Annotated in this window: 15 protein-coding genes; 5 read left to right on the top strand and 10 right to left on the bottom strand. The window is 62.6% G+C overall.

Annotated features, from left to right (window positions below; all coding sequences use genetic code 11):
- Positions 1-291 precede the first annotated feature (291 nt).
- On the top strand, positions 292-1,599 hold the full coding sequence (locus HHL24_RS34135; RefSeq protein ID WP_169489701.1) for a solute carrier family 23 protein: 1,308 nt from the start codon (positions 292-294) through the stop codon (positions 1,597-1,599).
- Between the two features lie 77 nt (positions 1,600-1,676).
- On the opposite strand, the gene HHL24_RS34130 is transcribed toward HHL24_RS34135, so the two are convergent.
- A complete protein-coding gene (locus tag HHL24_RS34130; protein ID WP_169489700.1) occupies positions 1,677-3,332 on the bottom strand; it encodes a Na+/H+ antiporter in 1,656 nt (551 codons plus the stop codon).
- A gap of 516 nt (positions 3,333-3,848) precedes the next feature.
- Between HHL24_RS34130 and HHL24_RS34125 the strand changes: the two genes are divergently transcribed.
- Both HHL24_RS34125 and HHL24_RS34120 read left to right on the top strand, forming a co-directional pair.
- Positions 3,849-5,117, top strand: a complete 1,269-nt coding sequence (locus tag HHL24_RS34125) for a sensor domain-containing phosphodiesterase (RefSeq protein ID WP_169489699.1) — start codon at positions 3,849-3,851, stop codon at positions 5,115-5,117.
- Between the two features lie 111 nt (positions 5,118-5,228).
- A complete protein-coding gene (locus HHL24_RS34120) occupies positions 5,229-5,972 on the top strand; it encodes a copper homeostasis protein CutC (protein ID WP_169489698.1) in 744 nt (247 codons plus the stop codon).
- 163 nt (positions 5,973-6,135) lie between these two features.
- On the opposite strand, the gene HHL24_RS34115 is transcribed toward HHL24_RS34120, so the two are convergent.
- From HHL24_RS34115 to HHL24_RS34080, 8 genes are all read right to left on the bottom strand, one after another.
- The gene (locus HHL24_RS34115) at positions 6,136-9,723 is read right to left on the bottom strand and encodes an indolepyruvate ferredoxin oxidoreductase family protein (RefSeq protein ID WP_169489697.1); all 3,588 of its coding nucleotides are present in this window, start codon (positions 9,721-9,723) and stop codon (positions 6,136-6,138) included.
- 225 nt (positions 9,724-9,948) lie between these two features.
- Positions 9,949-10,920 carry an ion channel gene (locus HHL24_RS34110; protein WP_169489696.1) on the bottom strand — a complete coding sequence of 324 codons (972 nt, stop codon included), beginning with the start codon at positions 10,918-10,920 and terminating at the stop codon, positions 9,949-9,951.
- 245 nt (positions 10,921-11,165) lie between these two features.
- Complete coding sequence (locus HHL24_RS34105; protein WP_169489695.1) at positions 11,166-11,411, bottom strand: hypothetical protein; 246 nt, start codon at positions 11,409-11,411, stop codon at positions 11,166-11,168.
- Positions 11,412-11,472: 61 nt separating this feature from the next.
- Positions 11,473-11,703 carry a hypothetical protein gene (locus HHL24_RS34100; protein ID WP_169489694.1) on the bottom strand — a complete coding sequence of 77 codons (231 nt, stop codon included), beginning with the start codon at positions 11,701-11,703 and terminating at the stop codon, positions 11,473-11,475.
- A 159-nt stretch (positions 11,704-11,862) separates the two neighbouring features.
- The gene (locus tag HHL24_RS34095; protein ID WP_169489693.1) at positions 11,863-12,780 is read right to left on the bottom strand and encodes a carbohydrate kinase family protein; all 918 of its coding nucleotides are present in this window, start codon (positions 12,778-12,780) and stop codon (positions 11,863-11,865) included.
- Positions 12,781-12,785: 5 nt separating this feature from the next.
- Positions 12,786-14,060, bottom strand: a complete 1,275-nt coding sequence (locus tag HHL24_RS34090; protein WP_169489692.1) for an AGE family epimerase/isomerase — start codon at positions 14,058-14,060, stop codon at positions 12,786-12,788.
- Positions 14,057-15,043 (bottom strand): LacI family DNA-binding transcriptional regulator, encoded by a 987-nt coding sequence (locus tag HHL24_RS34085; protein ID WP_169489691.1) that lies wholly within the window; start codon positions 15,041-15,043, stop codon positions 14,057-14,059. Before HHL24_RS34085 ends, HHL24_RS34090 begins: the two co-directional genes overlap by 4 nt.
- Positions 15,044-15,430: 387 nt before the next feature.
- Positions 15,431-16,459 carry a bile acid:sodium symporter family protein gene (locus HHL24_RS34080; RefSeq protein ID WP_169489690.1) on the bottom strand — a complete coding sequence of 343 codons (1,029 nt, stop codon included), beginning with the start codon at positions 16,457-16,459 and terminating at the stop codon, positions 15,431-15,433.
- Positions 16,460-17,001: 542 nt separating this feature from the next.
- On the opposite strand from HHL24_RS34080, the gene HHL24_RS34075 reads away from it, so the two are divergent.
- Positions 17,002-17,562: a hypothetical protein gene (locus HHL24_RS34075; RefSeq protein ID WP_329606783.1), complete on the top strand. Its 561-nt coding sequence runs from the start codon at positions 17,002-17,004 to the stop codon at positions 17,560-17,562.
- A gap of 285 nt (positions 17,563-17,847) precedes the next feature.
- Here HHL24_RS34075 and HHL24_RS34070 read toward each other — a convergent pair whose 3' ends face one another.
- A complete protein-coding gene (locus HHL24_RS34070) occupies positions 17,848-18,111 on the bottom strand; it encodes a hypothetical protein (protein ID WP_169489689.1) in 264 nt (87 codons plus the stop codon).
- Here HHL24_RS34070 and HHL24_RS34065 point away from each other — a divergent pair.
- Positions 18,110-19,198 carry a porin gene (locus tag HHL24_RS34065; protein WP_169489688.1) on the top strand — a complete coding sequence of 363 codons (1,089 nt, stop codon included), beginning with the start codon at positions 18,110-18,112 and terminating at the stop codon, positions 19,196-19,198. The two genes, HHL24_RS34070 and HHL24_RS34065, sit on opposite strands and share 2 nt — an antisense overlap.
- Positions 19,199-19,225 lie beyond the last annotated feature (27 nt).

The raw sequence follows: 19,225 nt of genomic DNA, 5'->3' as shown, positions 1-19,225 counted from the left end.
GAGTCGTCGTTAAGGCGTGATTGCTTGCGCCCGTGACGGATCAGGGGCGTGCTGCCCGCACCGGTGAACATCGGGGGCATGGCTGCTTGCGTCGTTGATAGATCAGGGCGGTGCCTGATTACCTCCGTGATATTCGAGGGCACTGCGTCTGTAGCGGCTTTGCGCGGTTTCAGCCGCGCTATTCGCCGCCCTTGCCAGGCCTGGTGGCTCTCCGTACACTCGCGCGTAATTCGCAGACGGCGCAAGTTCCGGCGCCGTTCACCATAACGCCGACAGAGGAGAACCCCCGCCATGGCCGATTCCTACTTCCCACGCTGGCGCGCCCAGCCGCACGCCGCCGAAGGCCGCATTGTCGGAACCGAAGAACGGCTTGCGTGGCCGCAGATGTTTGCGATGGGCGTTCAGCACGTCGTCGCGATGTTCGGTTCGACCGTGCTTGCGCCGTTGCTGATGGGCTTCGATCCGAACCTGTGCATCTTCATGTCGGGGATCGGCACGCTGTTGTTCTTCGTGCTGGTGGGTGGGCGCGTACCCAGCTATCTCGGCTCGAGCTTCGCGTTCATCGGTCTGGTGATTGCGGTGACGGGATACGGCGGCCACGGTCCGAACATGAACATTCCGGTGGCGTTGGGCGGGATCATCGCGTGCGGGGTGGTGTACGCGATCATTGGCCTGATCGTGTCGGCGGTCGGCACTAAATGGATTGAAACGTTGATGCCGCCGGTCGTGACTGGGGCGATCGTCTGCGTGATCGGGCTGAATCTTGCGCCGATCGCGGTGCACGGCGTAAGCGGCAGCAACTTCGACTCGTGGATGGCGCTGGTGACAGTGCTGTGCGTCGGCGCGGTCGCGGTGTTTGCGCGCGGCATGCTGCAGCGTTTGCTGATTCTGGTTGGTTTGCTGATGGCGTACGTGATTTACGCGATCGTAACGAATGGTCTCGGCATGGGTAAGCCGATCGACTTTGCGATTGTGGCGAACGCGGCGTGGTTCGGTATGCCGCACTTCACCGCGCCGGTTTTCAGCGTGCAGGCGATGACCTTGCTCGCACCGATTGCAGTGATTCTTGTTGCTGAGAATCTTGGGCACATCAAGGCCGTGAGCGCGATGACCGGTCAGAACCTCGACCGTTATGTCGGCCGCGCATTTCTCGGCGATGGACTCGCCACCATCGTGTCCGGTTTCGCTGGCGGCACCGGGGTGACGACCTATGCCGAGAACATCGGCGTGATGGCCGTGACCAAGATTTATTCGACGCTGGTGTTTGTGATTGCAGCCGTGATTGCGCTGGTTTTGGGCTTTTCGCCGAAGTTCGGCGCCGTGATTCAGACCATCCCGGGGCCGGTGCTCGGTGGCGTGTCGATCGTCGTGTTCGGCTTGATTGCCGTGACTGGCGCGCGCATCTGGGTCGTGAATAAAGTCGATTTCTCGGACAACCGGAATCTGATCGTTGCGGCGGTTACCCTTGTGCTGGGCGCTGGGGATTTCTCGTTGAAGCTCGGTGGATTCGGGCTTGGCGGGATCGGTACGGCTACCTTCGGCGCGATCATTCTTTACGCTCTCCTGAGAAGGAAGCCGGCGCAGGGGCCGGTGGCCTGATTTGCCTGCGGCGTTGGCCTTTTCTCTTGCGATCATGCGACTCAGAAAAGGTCGTCGCCGCGTCGTGACGGCAACCCCTATCGCTTCCGAACAGTCAGCGCTGTCTCCGACAAATCCACCTCGCGCATGAGCTTGTTCAAGGTCTCATCGTTGATTTCCTGGCTATTGCGCAGCGCAAGCAGCGCCTTCCGCTCAGCTCTCATCGCCGCTAACTTCATGCGGAACTCCAGCGCGTCGGCACGGCGCGCCAGCTCCCGCGGCTCCTGTTCTTCGTCGAGCGTGGCAAGCCTGCGACGATACAGATCCATCACCCTCGCAGTGACATCCGCCGCATACGCGGACGCCGACTCATCCAGATCCCCGCACTCGGTATCGTGCACCTCGTCAACCGCGCGAATCGCGGCTTGCGCCGCCACCGTGCGCGCCATCGCCTCCTCTGCGGCATGCGGATCCTTGCCCCGCCGCCAACCTCGCAACAACAGCGGCAACGCCACGACTGCGACCAGCAGTGACAAAAGAATCACCCCCGACGCAATGAAAATCGCGAGGTCCCGCCCCGGCAGCGGCGCGCCTCCCGGCAAGACTTCCGGCAACGACAGCACACCCGCCAGCGTCACCGCGCCGCGCACGCCGGCCACCGTCGTGACCGTCACCGTGCGTAAGCCCGGCACCGCATTCACCAGACCATGCTTCGCCGCGCCACGGCTCGCGAACCAGCGCAGCAGCCAGACCCAGACGAAGCGCATCGCATAGAGTGCCGCCGCCACCGCGGCGATGTAGCCGATCAGCAGCCACACCTGTGCGTTGCTGGTCTCGTGCGCATCGAGCAGCGCACGGCCCAGAATGTGCGGAAATTGCAGCCCCAACAGAATGAACACCATGCCGTTGAAGACGAACTCGATCATCGTCCACGTGCTGTTCGCGCGCACTCGCGATGACACCGGCCCGGCGTTCGCAATGCTCGCGTAGTTCATCATCATGCCGGCCGAGACCGCGGCCAGAATGCCCGACAACTCGAAGCGTTCGGCGATCAGATAAGCGGCGAACGGAATCAGCAGCGTCATCACCACACCGGGCGCCGGATCGCCTTCTTCGTTAAGACTCAGAAAGCGCGCCGACACAAAGCTGAACACCCAGCTCACCGCCGCGCCCGTCGCGAGACCGCCCGCCGCGATGATCACGAAGCTGATCGACGCATCGCGCAGCGAAAACACACCCGTGAGCGCCGCGGCAATCGCGAACTTCAACGCGACTAGGCCCGACGCGTCGTTCATCAATGCCTCGCCTTCAAGGATATGCATTAGCCGCCCAGGGATCTTGCCCTTGCCGGCGATGCCGGAGAGTGCCACCGCATCGGTCGGCGACAGCACCGCGGCCAGCGCGAATGCGACCGGCAGCGAGATCGACGGCACTAGCGCATGCACGAAGTAGCCAACCGCCAGCACCGTCATGAAAACCAGGCCGAGCGCGAGCATCAGGACGGAGCGTCGCGCCATGAACAACTCGCGCTTGGGAATGCGCCATCCGTCCGCGAACAGCAGCGGCGGAATGAACAGCATCATGAAAATTTCTGGATCGAAGGTGACATGCAGCCCGAGCCTGGGCCATGCGAGCAATGCGCCGATCGCGATCTGGACGAGCGGCAGCGGCAAGGCAATCGGCAGCATCCGGGTCACGACGCCGGAAGCGGCGACGGCGAGCAAAAGAATCAGTACTGTAAAGACAATATCCATCGGTCTATTTCTGGAGATATAGCGGTGCTTGCTCTGCGGAACGTCGCCGCATATCGGCCACGAGGGGTGCGTGAGGCGCAAGGCCGAAGTTTAGCCCGACGACGCAGCGCGCCATCGCTAACCCGGCAAGGCTCCCGCGAGCGGCCGGCAAACGGCCAGGCAAGCGTCCCGGTAAGCGTCCCGGAAAACATCCCGGCGAACGTCCCTGCAAGCGTTCCGGCAAACGTCTCGGTAAGCGTCTCGGTAAGCGTTCCGGCAAACGTCTCGGTAAGCGTCCGGCAAACGTCCGGCAAACGTCCCGGCACCGCGATGCACCTTAACGGTGCGCTCCACGCCCGTGGGCGGCGCATTGTCCCTTTCGCCGGTGCAGCCGGACATGCAAATGTCATTCGAATGTGCGCCAGCGTGCGCATGGAGCTTGCTTAAGGAATATCGATGACGCACATTTTGAGAAACGGTGCCGAGGTTGTTCGCTTCCGCGTTCGGACCGGCCCGGCTCTCGCGTGAGAGGATTGCATGACGATTGCGCAACAGGAAAGGACGGCCAGCGCGCCGCATGGCTTCGATGTCGAGGTGACGTCGGGGCTCGAACGTTTTTCGGCGCAGCATGGCGAGCTGACGTTGACCAGCGTGTTTCAACCGATTTTCAGCCTGTCGCATATGCGGGCGGTCGGCTACGAGGGGCTGCTGCGCGCGCACGACGCGCTCGACCGCCCCGTGTCGCCGCTCGACGTCTTCGGCGAGGCGGCGCGTGTGGGCGACGTGCTGCAAGTCGACCGGCTCGCCCAGACGCTGCATCTGGAGAACTTCAAGGTGCTTGGCGCTGAGCGCGAATGGCTGTTCCTGAACGTCCATCCCGGCGCGCTCACCGATCCGTATCTCGCCGCCGCCTTGCTGGCCAACCTCCGGCGCCTCGATCTGTCGCCGCGCCGGATTGTGCTCGAGGTGCTTGAACAACGCGCGGAAGATCTCGAACGTCTCGCCGACGCGGTGCGCCAGTTCCGTGAGCGCGGCTTCCTGATCGCACTCGACGACTTCGGTGCGGGCCACTCGAATGTCGAACGGATCTGGCAATTGAATCCCGATATCGTCAAGCTCGACCGCATCATGCTGTCGCACGCCGCGCATCGTGCGGATATGGCGACGATTCTGCCGGGGCTGGTGGCATTGCTGCACGAAGCGGGCAAGCTCGTACTCATTGAAGGCGTTGAAACGGAGCATGAAGCGCAGATGGCGCTCGCCTGCGACGCGGACTTCGTGCAGGGCTTTTTCTTCGGCCGGCCGAATCCTGGCGCGGCCGATGCGGGGCACGCCACGACTTGCATTAGCGAAGTCACCGATCGCTATCGCGATCAGGCCGAAGCGCGCGAGCGCCGTAATGCGAGCCGTCTTATACCGTACCTGCGGGCGTTCGAGCGCGCCGCGGAACGGCTCGCGGCCGGTGAACCGCTCGAGGAAGTGTGCTGGAATTTCCTCGCACTGGACCATGCCGCGCGCTGCTTCCTGCTCGACGCGAAGGGCAAGCAGGCGGGCCGCAACGTCGTGTTGCGCGCCGATCGCGCGGCGCATGAAACGCGCTTTTTGCCGCTTGCCGATGCGCAAGGGGCGAACTGGCTGCGTCGTCCGTATTTCCGTGCGGCGATCAACGCGCCGGAACGCGTGCATGTGACGCGTCCGTATCTGTCGATCAACGAGGCGTTGCCGTGCGTGACGCTCTCGATGGCGACGCGCGTCGGCGAGCAGACGTGCGTGCTGTGCGGCGATATCGATTGGGTCGAGGAATAGCGGTTCCGATGGTTCGATCTGGAGGGTGAGCAGCGGTTTTGTGATCCAGATCGAGAGGCCGAGCAGCGGTTCTGAGATCATGTCGCTTTTTGACGACACACAGCCGCGCTTATGTCAGTCCTACTCGAAGTCATCGCCACGACCGTTGCCGACGCCCGGCTTGCCGTGCAGGCGGGTGCGAACCGCCTTGAACTCGTCACCGCGATGGGCGAGGGCGGTTTGACGCCGAGCCTTGGGTTGATCGAGGCGGTGGTTGCCGCGGCGGCTATCCCTGCGGCCAACGCGGCAACCGTCGCTCCGGCGGCCGGCGCTCCGGTCAACGTGATCGTGCGGCCGCATAGCCGCTCGTTCGTGTACGACGCCGACGACTACGCCGTGATGCTGCGCGACGTGCGTGCACTCAAAGCGACTGGCGCGAACGGCGTGGTGATCGGCATGCTGACAGCAGACGGTGAGATCGATCGCGAAGGCCTGGCGCGCGCAATCGATGCAGCTGATGGTCTGGCCATCACATTCCACCGTGCGTTCGACGAAACGCGTGATCTGCAAAAAGCGCTCGACGTGCTGCTTGGTTTCGACGCCGTGACGAATGTCCTGACCTCTGGCGGCAAACCGTCGGTACTGCAGGCGGAGTCGATCATGCGTGACCTGGTACGGCAAGCGTCCGGCTCACATTGCACGGTACTGGCGGGCGCGGGTTTGACGATTGATGCAGTGGCCGGCTTTGTGAGTGCGACGCACGTTCAGGCAGTTCACTTCGGTTCGGGCGTACGTGTTGGCGGCAGCGGGCTCGCGCCCATCGATGCGGCGAAAGTCGCGCAGGTGAGAGCGCTACTGGATGCAAAGCGTAGCTGACTCGTCAGGAAGATCATCAGCGCTATTTGACGCAGCGCGTAGCAAAACGATCCAGCAGAAAATCAACGCTACTGGACGCAACGCGTAACAAATCCATCAGGCAAAAAAATGCCGCTTCGAGTTGACCCTCGAAAGCGGCATTTTCATCGCACCGGCGAAAGAATTACTTCGCGACGACCACCGGGATGCCGCGCAACTGCCCGGCGCCCTTCATCTCTTCCAACGACTTCTTCACCGACGCGCTCGTCGCCGCTTCGATCTGCAAGCGTGCCGCGAGATCGCGCTCGCCGCGCTTCACGCCCGCCAGGTTCGCCAGCTTCACGTGACCATAACCGCGTACACGCGCATGCAGATCGGCGAGCTTCGCGACGTCTTCCAGATTGTTCGCGTTGAGCTTCGAGAACGCTCGTTGCAATGTGGTTTCGTAGTCGTCGGCGAGTTCGCGCTCCATTTTTCGTTCCAGCGTGCGGCCGAACGGATCGAGCATCGTGCCGCGCAGACCGCTGAATTTCGCCATCACGCCGAGTACCGGCCACATCCATTGACCGAAAGTCTTCTTGGTCGGATTGACGCCCGGTTGAGGGCGCGTGAGCGTAGGCGGCGCGAGGTTGAACTTGATGCCAAAGTCCTTGCCCGCGACACCTTCGAATTGCGCCTCCAGTGCTTCACGGAAGGCCGCATCCGTATGCAGACGCGCGACTTCGTATTCGTCCTTCACCGCAAGCAGGCGATAGAACGTCGTCGCCACTGCACGTGTGATGCGCTCGCTCTTTGCATCGACCGCGGTTTCGGCACGACGCGCCGCATCGACTAGCGTGCGATATCGCTTCACGTAGCTTGCGCCACCGTATATCTGGAGACGGCCCTCGCGATGGGCGATCAGTTCGTCGAGCGTATCGACGCGCACCACCTGCTTCGCCAGATGCCGTGCTTGCCACAGCGATTCCAGCGCGGCCGGGTCTTCCGCGGCAACACGCCCGATCGAAAACGCCAGCTGATTCATCTGCACCGCGACGTTGTTCAATTCGATCGCGCGCATCATCGCGGCGAACGACACCGGCACGAGACCGAGTTGCCAGGCATAACCGAGCATCAGAATGTTCGCGCCGATGGTATCGCCGAGAAAACGCGTGGCGAGCGCCTGGGCGTCGCACGTCGACATGCGATCAACGCCCGCCGCGTGACGCATCTTGTCGATCAACGCATCGGCATGCAGCGTCGCGTCCGGGTTCTGCACGAAGGTCGCGTTCGGAATTGCGTGCGTGTTCACGACGATGCGCGTGCGGCCATGGCGCACCGTTTGCAAGGCATCGGCGCTGGCGCCCACCACCATGTCGCAGGCGAGCAGCACGTCAGCCTGTTGCGTGTCGATACGTACCTGGTTGAGCCACTCGTCGCGCGCGGCGAAGCGCACGAACGACAGCACCGAGCCGCCCTTTTGCGCGAAGCCCATGAAGTCGAGCACCGACGCGCTTTTGCCTTCCAGATGCGCAGCCATGCTGATCAACGCGCCGACCGTCACGACACCCGTGCCGCCAACGCCCGTCACCAGAATGTCGTACGGCGCGGCATCGAGATGCGTGGCGGGGATCGGCAACGCTTCGACGCGTGCGGCGAGCGCAGCAGGATCGAACGCGGCGCCCGCGGCTTTCTTCAGCTTGCCGCCTTCCACCGTGACGAAGCTGGGGCAGAAGCCGTTCACGCAGGAATAGTCTTTATTGCACGACGATTGATCGATGCGGCGCTTACGCCCCAACGCAGTCTCAACCGGTTCGACCGACAGACAGTTCGATTGCACGCCACAATCGCCGCATCCTTCGCAGACTTCCTCGTTGATGAAGAGACGTTTGTCCGGATCGGGAAACTCGCCTTTCTTCCTGCGACGCCGTTTTTCCGCCGCACAGGTCTGGTCATAGATCAGCACGGTCACACCGTCGGTGTCGCGCAGTTCGCGCTGAACGGTGTCCATTTCGCTGCGATGGTGGAACGTCGTGCCTTTCGGAAACAGGTCGTGGTGACCGTCGTACTTTTCCGGCTCATCGCTGACCACGACGAAGCGCGACACGCCTTCGGCTTCCACCTGACGCGCGATCTGCGGCACGGAGATGCTGCCGTCGACCGGTTGGCCGCCCGTCATCGCGACGGCATCGTTATAGAGAATCTTGTACGTGATGGTGGCTTTCGCGGCCACTGCCTGGCGGATCGCGAGAATGCCCGAGTGAAAGTAGGTGCCGTCGCCGAGATTCTGGAATACGTGGCGCGTTTTCGTGAACATCGAATGCGAGGCCCAATCGACGCCTTCACCGCCCATCTGAATCAAACCGGTGGTGTCGCGCTCCATCCACGACGCCATAAAGTGACAACCGATCCCCGCATGCGCAATCGAACCTTCAGGCACTTTGGTCGACGTGTTGTGCGGGCAGCCCGAGCAGAAATACGGCGTACGTTTCACGCTATCCGCGGCATTCGAGAGAATTTGCGGCGCAACCAGATCGACCACGCGCTCGCGGCGATCGAGCGCCGGCTTGTGCTTGGCGAGCCAGTTCGCGAACACCGGCAGAATGCGCGACGGCCGCAATTCACCCAGCGACGACAGTAGCAGTGTGCCGTCTTCCGCGTTCTTGCCGACCACGATCGGCCGCGTGCCTTGCGTGCGGTTGTACAGATAGTCTTTGATCTGTTGCTCGATGACCGGGCCCTTCTCCTCGATCACCAGTACTTCGGACAAACCGGACACGAACGCGTCGATACGTGTCATCTCCAACGGAAACGACAAGCCGACCTTGTAGATGCGCACACCGGCCGCTTCCAGATCGGCGACTGTCAGATCGAGCCGGCGCAGCGTTTCCATCAAGTCGAGATGTGCCTTGCCGCACGTGACGATACCGACGTTCGCATGCGGACTCGGCGCGATCCATTTGTCGATGCTGTTGGTGCGCGCGAAATGACGAACCGCGTCGAGTTTCGCGTGCATCCGCGATTCGATTGTCAGGCTGGGCAGATCGGGCCAGCGGTTATGCAGGCCGCCGGTGGGGGCTTCGAAATCCTGTGGAATCGTCCATTCGGTTTGCAGCGCATCGAGATCTACCGTCGAGCCGGATTCGACCGTTTCCGAGATCGCCTTGTAGCCGACCCACGCACCCGAGAAGCGCGACAGCGCCCAGCCATACAGGCCGAACTCGAGCATGTCGGCTATGTTCGACGGATTCACCACCGGCATATGCCATGACATCAACGCGAAGTCGCTCTGATGCGGCATCGACGACGACACGCAGCCGTGGTCGTCGCCCGCCACCACCAACACGCCACCGTGCGGCGACGAGCCATACGCGTTGCCGTGTTTCAGCGCATCGCCCGCGCGGTCGACGCCCGGGCCTTTGCCGTACCACATCGCGAACACGCCTTCGACGGTGCGCTCCGGGTCCGATTCCACCCGTTGTGTACCGAGCACGGCTGTGCCGCCCAGTTCTTCGTTGATCGCCGGCAAAAAGCGAATATCACTCGCCGTGAGCAGTTTTTGCGCTTTCCACAACTGCTGGTCGACCATGCCGAGCGGCGAGCCGCGATAGCCGCTGATGAAGCCGGCCGTGTTCATACCGTGCGCGCGGTCGACTGCGCGCTGCATCAGCGCAAGGCGCACCAGTGCCTGTGTACCGGTCAGGAAGATTCGGCCGCGCGTGGCGGTGAGGTTGTCGGACAGCTTGTAATCGGCTAGAGCGGGCGTGCCGTCGATGGGCAGGCGAGCGGTCATGGGTGAGTCTCCATTGTTGCATCCGCGCGCCGTGGGTGGGGACCACAAAAAGTGACGCGGCGAAAGAGACTCTATTTTTTAGCGCCGATTGGAGTGAATTTTTTCTACTTGGCCGGGCGTTCGACGAAACAGCGCGACGGGGCACGCGTTTTAATGAAGTTTTGAGATGGATCTGCCACGCGACGGGCGGGTTCGGGTATGCCCTGGTGCGTTTCACGACTGTTTTTACGATGCCGGTGCCTTTGCCATAGGCGCGGCGACGGGCGCCGAGTCGAGCGGAACGACCTCGTTGAAATACGAGTAATCGATGTGACTCACGCCACCTTCCTCGCGCATGATGTCGACGAAGCGGTATTGCCAGCGGATCTGCTCGCAGGCCCACATGTAGCGCGCCTGCATGGTCTGCGAGGTCGATTCGTCGACCCCTTCGAGCGTGAGCAGCAGCGAAGCGTCGCGGCCCTTGAGCGTTTCGGCGGTTTCGCCGAACAGCGGGCTGTTTTCGTCGATGACATGCATCAGGACCCAGCCCAGCTTGAACACGGGATGCTGGTCGCGCACCAGCGTGAGATCGTAGAGCTTGCGCAGCGTAAAACCTTCGGCGGTGGTGTCCAACCGCATCATGCGCAGCTTCGCACGTGCTTCGGCGATCACGTTCTGACGTGCGTTGGCGGCGCGCACCATCAACGTCATGCGGCCGTCGATCGGCCGCACGACCGCGTAGCGGGCGAACATGATCTTGGCGTGCGGGCGTGAGAAGCGCGCGAAGATCAGCCCGGTCGCCAACGCGATACTGGACATGCCGACAAAGATCTCCAGTGTCGCGATCCAGTGGGCGTAGACCGTTTGCGGATGCATGTCGCCATAGCCGACCGTCGCGAGCGTTTCGACGCTGAAGAAAAACGCGCCGCCGAAGCCCGCCGGAAACTGATTGGCGATCGGTGCGTGGCCGACCATGTAGAGCGCGGCAAACACGGTGTTGAGCAGCAGGAACAAAACCCCGAGCGAGACAAAGAACGTCGGCCAACGGACGACCAGTGCACGGTGATAGAAATCCTGCCAGAGCGGCGTCGGCATGCCGTGGGTGATGACTACGCGATCGTCCAGGCGCAATTCCCGGCTGCCGCGGGCGCGACGTTTCTGCGCCCGCGTTTCGTCGTCGCCGATGCTGGAAAAGCGGTCTGAAGGTTCAGTAGCCATCGCGTGTCCGTGGAGTTGAAAACGCGCAAAGCGTAGCACGCCGGTTAGCGCACGGAAGGTGATCTTCGGCGCGCCGCAGGGGCAGTGGAAGTGGCGTCTCTACGGCAGCCCGTGGGGGGCTTCGGCGTGGCGTTTCCAACGCGCGCTTGCGGTGCTCTTCAGGCGAACGTGCCCGGGACGCTGCGACTACGTTAACTGGCGCACACACGTCGCTAAACGCGCCGACCGATGCGCCCGTTTTGCTGTTACGGAAAGGCTCTCGGCTTCGGAATGCCGGCGCCGTGTTCGATGTCGTCGACGCCTTGCTGATGCGCTGCGGCGACGGCTTCGGCTTCGTCCGCGTAGCCGTTGTCACCACCCACGGTGGTCCACGACTTGACGGCTTTCTCGCGATGCCGGATTTCGTATTCCGCGTCCCAGCGTGCGCCGTTAAGTTCGAGCGGGCGGACGTGAATCGAGTACACGCCGTAGAGGAAGAGCTGTTCAGCCATGATCGCCTCCAACCGGTTGATTCAGAGGCGGCGCAGTGCAATGGGCGCGGCGCCGGGTTGCCTAGAGTTCGATTTCCCCGAGGATGCGGTGTGCGAGGGCCTTGGCTTCCTCGAGGGCTTCCTCCGGCGTGGACGAGGTGGCTTCCACCTCATAGACCGTGGTTTCCTGGTCGGCGGTTGCTTCGCCTTCGTCGCGGGAAAGCGTGACCACACCCTGCCACGTGTCGCTTTCTACTTCTCTTGTTGATGCGGTGGCCGTGTAGATGCCTTTGGTATAGGTGATGTCATCCATGGCGACGCTCCTTCTTCCAAAGGGTTGGGTTTTTTCATCCTAGCACGATGGTCGAGCTTCGGTCTTTTGCCTGCGCGCGCGCGATGTCTACGACCGATGTTGGCTATCGATGTCTACGACCGATGTCTACAACAATACGCGCCGCACAAGGCAAAAAAGCTACAGCAGCGCCACGACCTCGTCCAAAGACGGTGCATGCGCGCCAGCGTGGCGGCAAGCCGCGGCGCCGGCAGCCAAAGAAAAGGCAAGGTGCTCCGGCCACGCCCGCTGCGGCGCGGTCATCAAGCTGAACAGCAGGCCGCCGATAGAAGCATCCCCAGCACCCACGGTATCGACAACTTCGACCCGAGGCGGCCGAGCCTCCACAACCATCGCGCCATCGATCAGCATGGACGTCTCCGGCCCGCGCGTCACCAGCACAGTGGCTGCAGGATTCATGGCCCGCAACTGCGCAAGCGCGCCGGCCTCGTCGTCCGTCTTGAACAGCATGCGCAAATCCTCGTCCGACACCTTGATCAGATCGGCCAGCGCAGCCATCTTCCGCAAGGTGGGCTCGTATCCATGCTCCATCAGGTTCCGGTAATTCGGATCGAAACTGATCTTCACGCCGCGCGCGCGCAACTCGGCTGCCAACGTGGCAAGCGTAGCCCCAAGCGGCTGACGCACCAGGCTGATGCAACCAAAATGCGCCCACTTCACCTGCCCGATCCAGCCAGCCGGCAAGCGCGCCGGATCGAACGCCAGATCGGCGCCGTTCTCACCCATGAAAAAGTACGCAGGCGGATGCGTCTGATGAACGATCGCCAGCAGAGGCGGCCGCTCCACGCGCTGCATGAAGCGCATGTCGAGCCCCGCGGCGAGGCTCGCATTCCACAGTTCGTCGGAGAAGTTGTCGACGCCCAGCGAGCCGGCACACGCTGTCGGCAAACCGAGCCGCGCCACGCAGCGCGCAACGTTCCAGCCGGCGCCGCCAGGCCGCGAGAGCCATTGCGAGGCGCCGGTCCGCACGAGATCGGTGAGGATGTCGCCGGCTGAGACGAAGAGGGGGAGTTCGGTGTTCGCGCTCAAGTTGTTCATTTTGCTTACTCCGCGGATTCGGATGCAGCGGCCGCGCCGTCAGGCAGTGCGTGCGCCAGGACCTCATAGCACGCGCCCATCGTGTGATAGTCGGTCTTGCCGGCGGGACTCTTTTCGTCGCTGTACTTACGGTTGTCGCAGGTGAGGATGCGGTACCACGCACCATATTTGTGATCGACGAAATGCGCCCAGCTGTAGCGCCAGATCTCGTCGTACCAGTCCCAGAAACGCTCGTTGCCGGTGCGCTTGCCTAGCAGCGCCGCGGTCGCGAGCGTCTCCGCCTGAACCCAGAAATACTTGTCGTGGTCGCATACGGTGCCGTCCGGGCCGAAGCCGTAATAGAGGCCACCGTGGTCTTCGTCCCAGGCATGCGTCATTGCGGCATCGAATAGCTCGATGGCGCGCGGTAGCAGCCACGGCAATGGACGATAGCGTTCCAGAATCAGTAGCAGCTTGGCCCACTCGGTCTGATGCCCAGGCTGGAAGCCCCACGGACGGAAGATGTTCGAGCTGTCTTCCTCGTTGTAATGCCAGTCGACCGACCAGTCCGCGTGAAAGTGCTCCCACACGATTCCTTGCGAAAGCTTCGCCTGACGCAGCGTGATGTTCGACGCCACCCGTTCCGCACGATCGAGATAGACCAGGTGGCCGGTCGCCTCGTGCGCGGTCAGCAACGCCTCAGTGGTGTGCATGTTCGCGTTCTGGCCGCGGTATGAACTGACGCGCCAGTCGGGCGTCGCCTCGTCAGCGTAGAGGCCGGCTGCGGCGTCCCAGAAGCGGTGTTCCATCAACTCGAAGGTCGCGCCAATCATCGGCTTCGCTTCCTCGATGCCGGCCATCGCCGCATGCGAATACGCGAGCAGCACGAACGCGAGGCCGTAACAGTGGCGCGTTGCGTCGAGCGTGCGTTTGCGGCCGTCGCGCCATTCGAGCTCCCAGTCGTAGCCCTCGTGTTGCGCGTCCCAGTGCGCTTCGCGCAGGAAGCGCAAACCGTGGCGCGCGTACTCGAGATGCTGCGGGTCGCCGAACTGGCGATACGCCATTGCGTAATTGAAGATGTAGCGGCAAGTACTGACGAGATGCCGCGTGGTCTTGTCGTAGACGGAACCGTCGTCGCGGAAAAAATGGAAGAAGCCGCCGCTCGGATCGAGCACATTCGGTGCGTAAAAGCGCAGCGTGTCCTGCACATGAGCGAGCAGGAAGTCGCGGCTGCGAAAGCTGTCGACGGGTGGCGCCGCGGCGGCGCCGTTGGCGGGGTGAAGCGGATCGGATTGCGTCATGGCGTTTTTACCAAAGTACTGGCACGGGCAATGAGATGGACGGGCAAGCGGACTTCGAGTTCAGCGGGTGTGTCTTCAAGCAGCAGCCCGACGCCGCGCCGGCCGAGCGCTTCCTTGTCGACCGAAATGGTGGACAGCGGCGGCGTGGCATGAGCGGCGGCGGGAATGTCGTCGAAGCCGATGATCGCGATGTCCTCGGGCACGCGGATGCCGCGCGCGAGGCACGCGCGCAGCGCGGCGAGCGCGGCGGCGTCGTTGTAGGCAAATACGGCGTCGGGCCGCGGGCCGGGCGCGTCGAGCAACTGATGCATGGCGCGCGCGGCGCCGCTATCGGGATCGAGACCGGCGTCGATGGTGACTTCCAGCGACGGGTCGAACAACAACCCCGCTTCGAAAAACGCGTGCCGGTAACCGAGTGCGCGCTGGGCGATGCTGAAGTGGGCGAGCGAGCCGCCGATGAACGCGACGCGCTTGCGCTGCTGCGCGAACAGATGCCGCATGGCGAGCGTGGCGCCCGCGGCGTTGTCGAGATTCACCGAGCGCAGGCCCGGCGCCCACAGGTCGATCAGCACGAGCGGACGTTGCATCGCCACCAGCGTGGTCAGCGTTTCAGGCTCGACGAAACCGGCGATCGCCACGGCGTCCGGCGCATGCAGGCGCATCTGCTGGATCACGTCTTCGGTCGGACCGGCGGTCAGTACCGAAGGCACGATGCCGCGTTCGCGGCACGCGTCTTCCACGCCGTGCAGCACGTGCGAAAAGAACGGGCTGACGGCGAAGTTGTTGTGCTGACGGTGCAACAGGAAAGTGAGGCGGCGGATGCGCGGGCGCAATTGAGCTGCGTCATAGCCGAGCTGCCGCGCCGCTTCGATAACGCGTACGCGGGTGGCCTCGGAAAGGCCGGGCTGGTTCTTCAATGCGCGTGAGACGGTGCCGATCGACACGCTGGCCGCGCGGGCGACGTCGCGGATGGTTGTGGCCATCGAATGAAGCGGCCGCAGGAAGGGCGGCCACAGGGTGTTTGGGTTCCGGCGATTGTATAGTAAAACGTGGCTGAAACAGCCTCGCGAACAGGCGATCCGTACCCGGAAATACCCGTAGGCAGTGGCGCAGGCCTGATTTATGTTGTTTAGTAAAAATTGCTAAACAAGTGAATCTTTCGTGATGTGTTGCACCGGAGTGGTGCGTCTCGGTTTTGAGTCCGCTGTCGGCGAGTTTTGCCACGGCCAGGACTTTGCCTATGCCATCCGGCTGAGGCGACAGCGGCGGCGTTTGAGCGTGAAATAACAAAAAAGCCGCACGAGGCGGCTTTCTTCAAATGACGCTCAGGGAGGGCGCTTATGAATGTCCTGTTTGCATTGCGCGCGTATTCAATGGCGCGCGACAGCGGCGGCGGGCCGCTCGCGCGAGGCAGCGCGGGTTTCGCCGCTCATGTCGCGAGCACCCCAGCGCTGCGCGAGCGCGGCGCACACCATCAACTGGATCTGGTGGAACAGCATCAGCGGCAAGACCACGGCGCCCACCGCATGCGAGGCGAAAATCACCTTGGCCATCGGCACGCCGGCGGCGAGGCTTTTCTTCGAACCGCAGAAGATGATCGTGATCTGGTCGGCGCGATTGAATCCGAGCCGCTTGCTGACCAGGATCGTGACGGCCAGCGCGAGTGCGAGCAGCACAACGCTGATCAACAGCAGGCCGCCGAGGGCGGACAACGGGATCTGGTGCCACAGGCCTTCGTTGACGGCCTCGCTGAACGCGCCGTACACCACCAGCAGGATCGAGCCCTGGTCGACGAATTTCAGCACGCCGCGGTTGCGCTCGATCCACTTGCCGATCAGCGGGCGCAGCAACTGCCCGGCCACAAACGGCACCAGCAATTGCAGAACGATATTGCCCACCGTATGCCACGGCGAGGCGCCGCCGCTCGCAGCCTGATTGGTGACGACGAGGCTGACGAGTGCGGGCGTGATGAAGATGCCCAGCAGGCTCGAGGCCGACGCGCTGCATACGGCGGCCGGCACGTTGCCTTTAGCAATGGACGTGAACGCGATCGACGACTGAACCGTCGACGGCAGCGTGCAGAGGAAGAGGACCCCCGCGTAGAGCGCCGGCGTGACAAGTGGCGAAAGGAGCGGCTTAAGCGCGAGGCCGAGCAGCGGAAACAGCGCGAACGTGCTGAGCAGCACTACCAGATGCAGGCGCCAGTGCGTCGCGCCCGCAACGATCGCTTCGCGTGAGAGCTTGGCGCCGTGCAGGAAAAACAGCAGGCCGACCGCAACGTTCGTCACCCAGTTGAACCCGACGGCGGCCTGCCCGTGAACCGGCAGGAAGCTGGCAAGGGTCACGGTGCCAACGAGGCACAGGGTGAAATTGTCGGGAAGCAGTTTCGGGCGAGCCATGGCGGAATCTCGATTCGGTGATGCGGAAAGCCGGGCGCGCAAATACGCCCGGCTCAGGCTATGAAAAACGCCTATTGTTGTTGAAAATCGATTGAATAGGCAAATTCATTTGCAGAATCGATTAATGACTATCGTGCATCAAATCGCTGCGTCGGCGGCCTTCAGTCGATGTTCACGGTCAGTTCCAGTATTGGCGACCGTATCTGTTTGGTCCACTGCCGTTTTGACAATCAGGCGAAAATTCGGCCGGGATTCGTCATACGCAAACACGTGTAGCGGATCTCGGAATAGCCCGTAAACCAAGCCGTTTCAAGGCTTTCGCGCAAGGGCTATGTCGCGGAAAAACGTCGCAGTAACAAGGTGTTACAACAGCGCTCGAGGCCTAACACTTTTTGGCTCGACACCCTTTGCCGGCACCCATAAATTACTGCTCACAGGCCATCGGGATGCCCCGCGCCGCGACAGATACGCAGCGCTCGTGCCGGTCCCAGAACAAGCCCATCGCAGCTCGAACGGTGGACTTCAGGCAGGTCTTCGGGCATGTGAGTCACTTGGTGGACGGGTTGTCGAGAAGGAAGCACTGGGCGCTGGGCGCGGTTATCGCTGCGTTGTGCTCGTTCGCCTACGCAAAAGTGCCGGGCATACCGCACGGCGGCGGTGGTGGCAGTTACTCGCATGCCGATGCGGGCCACCCAATGCGAGGCGACGCGCGCAACGGCGGTAATTACTATGGCGCCGCCAATGCAAGACCGGCTCACAACAACGTGGCCGACAGTAGCGTGCGCTTGCCGCATGGCGGCGCGAACGTCGCCGCTGGCGGCTACGCTAACGGCTTTGGCGGTTACAACCCAGGCATGCATCGTGTTGCCGGGCCGGCTGGATATGCTAACGATGGCCGTGGCGGCATGCAGTACGCGGGCGCAATCACCCCGGTCAGCGCCGAATCGCGCACCGTGCCGCGGCCGCCGCCTAGCGCGCCGGTTCGCGCCGGCTCGATTCGTGCCGACATCGCCCGCTACAACGAGGAGCGCGGCACCTCGCGCGCAATGCAGCGCCAAGGGGACGACCCGCGTCAGCAGGAAGGTTCGCCGTACCGTAACTAATCGCGGACTAAAAGCCCGCGTTGAATGCGGTTCTACACCGCTCCTCGTCTCACCGAATTCCCCTCCCACACTTCGCCAAATCCGCCTTTCCGGCTTTCAAACCGGTTTGCTGCGGTATTGCGCGCCGCCGCCTTCCCAAAAGCTCCCGTCAATGTGACGTTTCGACGCCACACTTTATTGAAAACACTCGGCAGCAGCCGCATCCCATCGTCAAATTTGGTTGTTTCTGCGGCGACGCGTCATCCGCATGTCATCTGAACCGTTATCACCCAGTCGGGCGCAATGTCAGTAACGTTTTGCGCCGAACCGCGAGGTCTGCGGCGATGCGGCGATGAGGTACACGGCCTGCGCTTTATCAGGCCGATAAGCGACAAAACTAATCAGACCGCTATACCCGCAATAACCCAAGATATTTTTGTCCATAAAAATGGTCCGCAAAGATGGTCCCGCCCAGATTGGCTCGATGATCGAACGGACAACAACAATGGTTCGCGCGAGCTCCCCCTTTCGCACAGCCACACCCTTTTTGACAAAGACAGGAGAACCCATGAAAACAAGCATCAGCAGTGCGCTGAAGACCACCCTCAAGGCAACCGCGTGTGCCGCTCTGCTGGCCAGTGCATCGTCTGCTTTTGCGCAATCGAGCGTGCAACTCTACGGTCAGGTCGACGAATGGGTTGGCGCGCAGAAGTTCCCGGGCGGCAAGACGGCAGTGCAGGTGTCCGGCGGCGGCATGTCGACGTCGTACTGGGGCTTGAAGGGGGCTGAGGATCTGGGCAACGGCTACAAGGCGATCTTTGCGCTGGAAGGCTTCTTCCTCGCGCAGAACGGCCAGTACGGCCGCTTCACGGGCGACACGATGTTCTCGCGTAACGCGTACGTCGGTATCGAATCGCCGTACGGCACGGTGACGGCAGGCCGTCTGACCACGCCGCTGTTCGTGTCAACGATTCTGTTCAACCCGTTCGTCGACTCATACGTGTTCTCGCCGATGATCGCTCATACGTATCTCGGCCTAGGCACGTTCCCGACCTACACGACCGATCAGGGCGTGACGGGCGACTCGGGCTGGAGCAACGCGGTGTCGTACTCGTCGCCGAACTTCAACGGCCTGTCCGCGACGGCGATGTACGCGCTCGGCAATACGGCGGGTGAGAATGGCGCGAAGAAGTGGAGCGGCCAGGTGCTGTACTTCCACGGCCCGTTCGCGGCGACCGCGGTGTACCAGTACGTGAACTTCAACAGCGTGCCGGGCGACCTCGGCAGCTTCGATACGTCGGGCGTTCCGGGCCTGAAGAGCCAGAGCGTGGCGCAAGCAGGCGTGACGTACGACCTGAAGTTCGTGAAGTTCTATGGCCAGTACATGTACACGTATAACCAGCAAACCATCTCGAGCTGGCACGTGAATACGGGGCAGGGCGGCGTGACGATACCGGCCGGCCCGGGCTCGGTGATGGCGTCGTACGCCTATTCGCGCGATGGTGGCGGCCTCAACCAGACCCGTCAAACGGCTTCGGTCGGCTACGACTATCCGCTGTCCAAGCGCACGGATATCTACGCGGCTTATATGTACGACAAGATCAGCAGCCAGTCGAGCGGCGACACGTACGGCGTCGGCCTGCGCGCGAAGTTCTAAGCGTCTGGGCTCAAGGCGGGCGGCGCC

Origin of the sequence: Paraburkholderia polaris (assembly GCF_012927345.1) — a bacterium.
GTDB lineage: Bacteria > Pseudomonadota > Gammaproteobacteria > Burkholderiales > Burkholderiaceae > Paraburkholderia > Paraburkholderia polaris.
The sequence above is the reverse complement of the archived record's forward strand: the minus strand, read 5'-3'. Positions and strand labels throughout refer to the sequence as shown.

Excerpts from the sequence above, each read along its gene's own strand:
- HHL24_RS34130 (WP_169489700.1), bottom strand. The coding sequence starts at position 3,332 with ATGGATATTGTCTTTACAGTACTGATTCTTTTGCTCGCCGTCGCCGCT.
- HHL24_RS34085 (WP_169489691.1), bottom strand. The coding sequence starts at position 15,043 with ATGGCCACAACCATCCGCGACGTCGCCCGCGCGGCCAGCGTGTCGATC.
- HHL24_RS34115 (WP_169489697.1), bottom strand. The coding sequence starts at position 9,723 with ATGACCGCTCGCCTGCCCATCGACGGCACGCCCGCTCTAGCCGATTAC.
- HHL24_RS34100 (WP_169489694.1), bottom strand. The coding sequence starts at position 11,703 with ATGGATGACATCACCTATACCAAAGGCATCTACACGGCCACCGCATCA.
- HHL24_RS34120 (WP_169489698.1), top strand. The coding sequence starts at position 5,229 with ATGTCAGTCCTACTCGAAGTCATCGCCACGACCGTTGCCGACGCCCGG.
- HHL24_RS34105 (WP_169489695.1), bottom strand. The coding sequence starts at position 11,411 with ATGGCTGAACAGCTCTTCCTCTACGGCGTGTACTCGATTCACGTCCGC.
- HHL24_RS34080 (WP_169489690.1), bottom strand. The coding sequence starts at position 16,459 with ATGGCTCGCCCGAAACTGCTTCCCGACAATTTCACCCTGTGCCTCGTT.
- HHL24_RS34065 (WP_169489688.1), top strand. The coding sequence starts at position 18,110 with ATGAAAACAAGCATCAGCAGTGCGCTGAAGACCACCCTCAAGGCAACC.
- HHL24_RS34090 (WP_169489692.1), bottom strand. The coding sequence starts at position 14,060 with ATGACGCAATCCGATCCGCTTCACCCCGCCAACGGCGCCGCCGCGGCG.
- HHL24_RS34070 (WP_169489689.1), bottom strand. The coding sequence starts at position 18,111 with ATGGGTTCTCCTGTCTTTGTCAAAAAGGGTGTGGCTGTGCGAAAGGGG.
- HHL24_RS34135 (WP_169489701.1), top strand. The coding sequence starts at position 292 with ATGGCCGATTCCTACTTCCCACGCTGGCGCGCCCAGCCGCACGCCGCC.
- HHL24_RS34125 (WP_169489699.1), top strand. The coding sequence starts at position 3,849 with ATGACGATTGCGCAACAGGAAAGGACGGCCAGCGCGCCGCATGGCTTC.
- HHL24_RS34110 (WP_169489696.1), bottom strand. The coding sequence starts at position 10,920 with ATGGCTACTGAACCTTCAGACCGCTTTTCCAGCATCGGCGACGACGAA.
- HHL24_RS34095 (WP_169489693.1), bottom strand. The coding sequence starts at position 12,780 with ATGAACAACTTGAGCGCGAACACCGAACTCCCCCTCTTCGTCTCAGCC.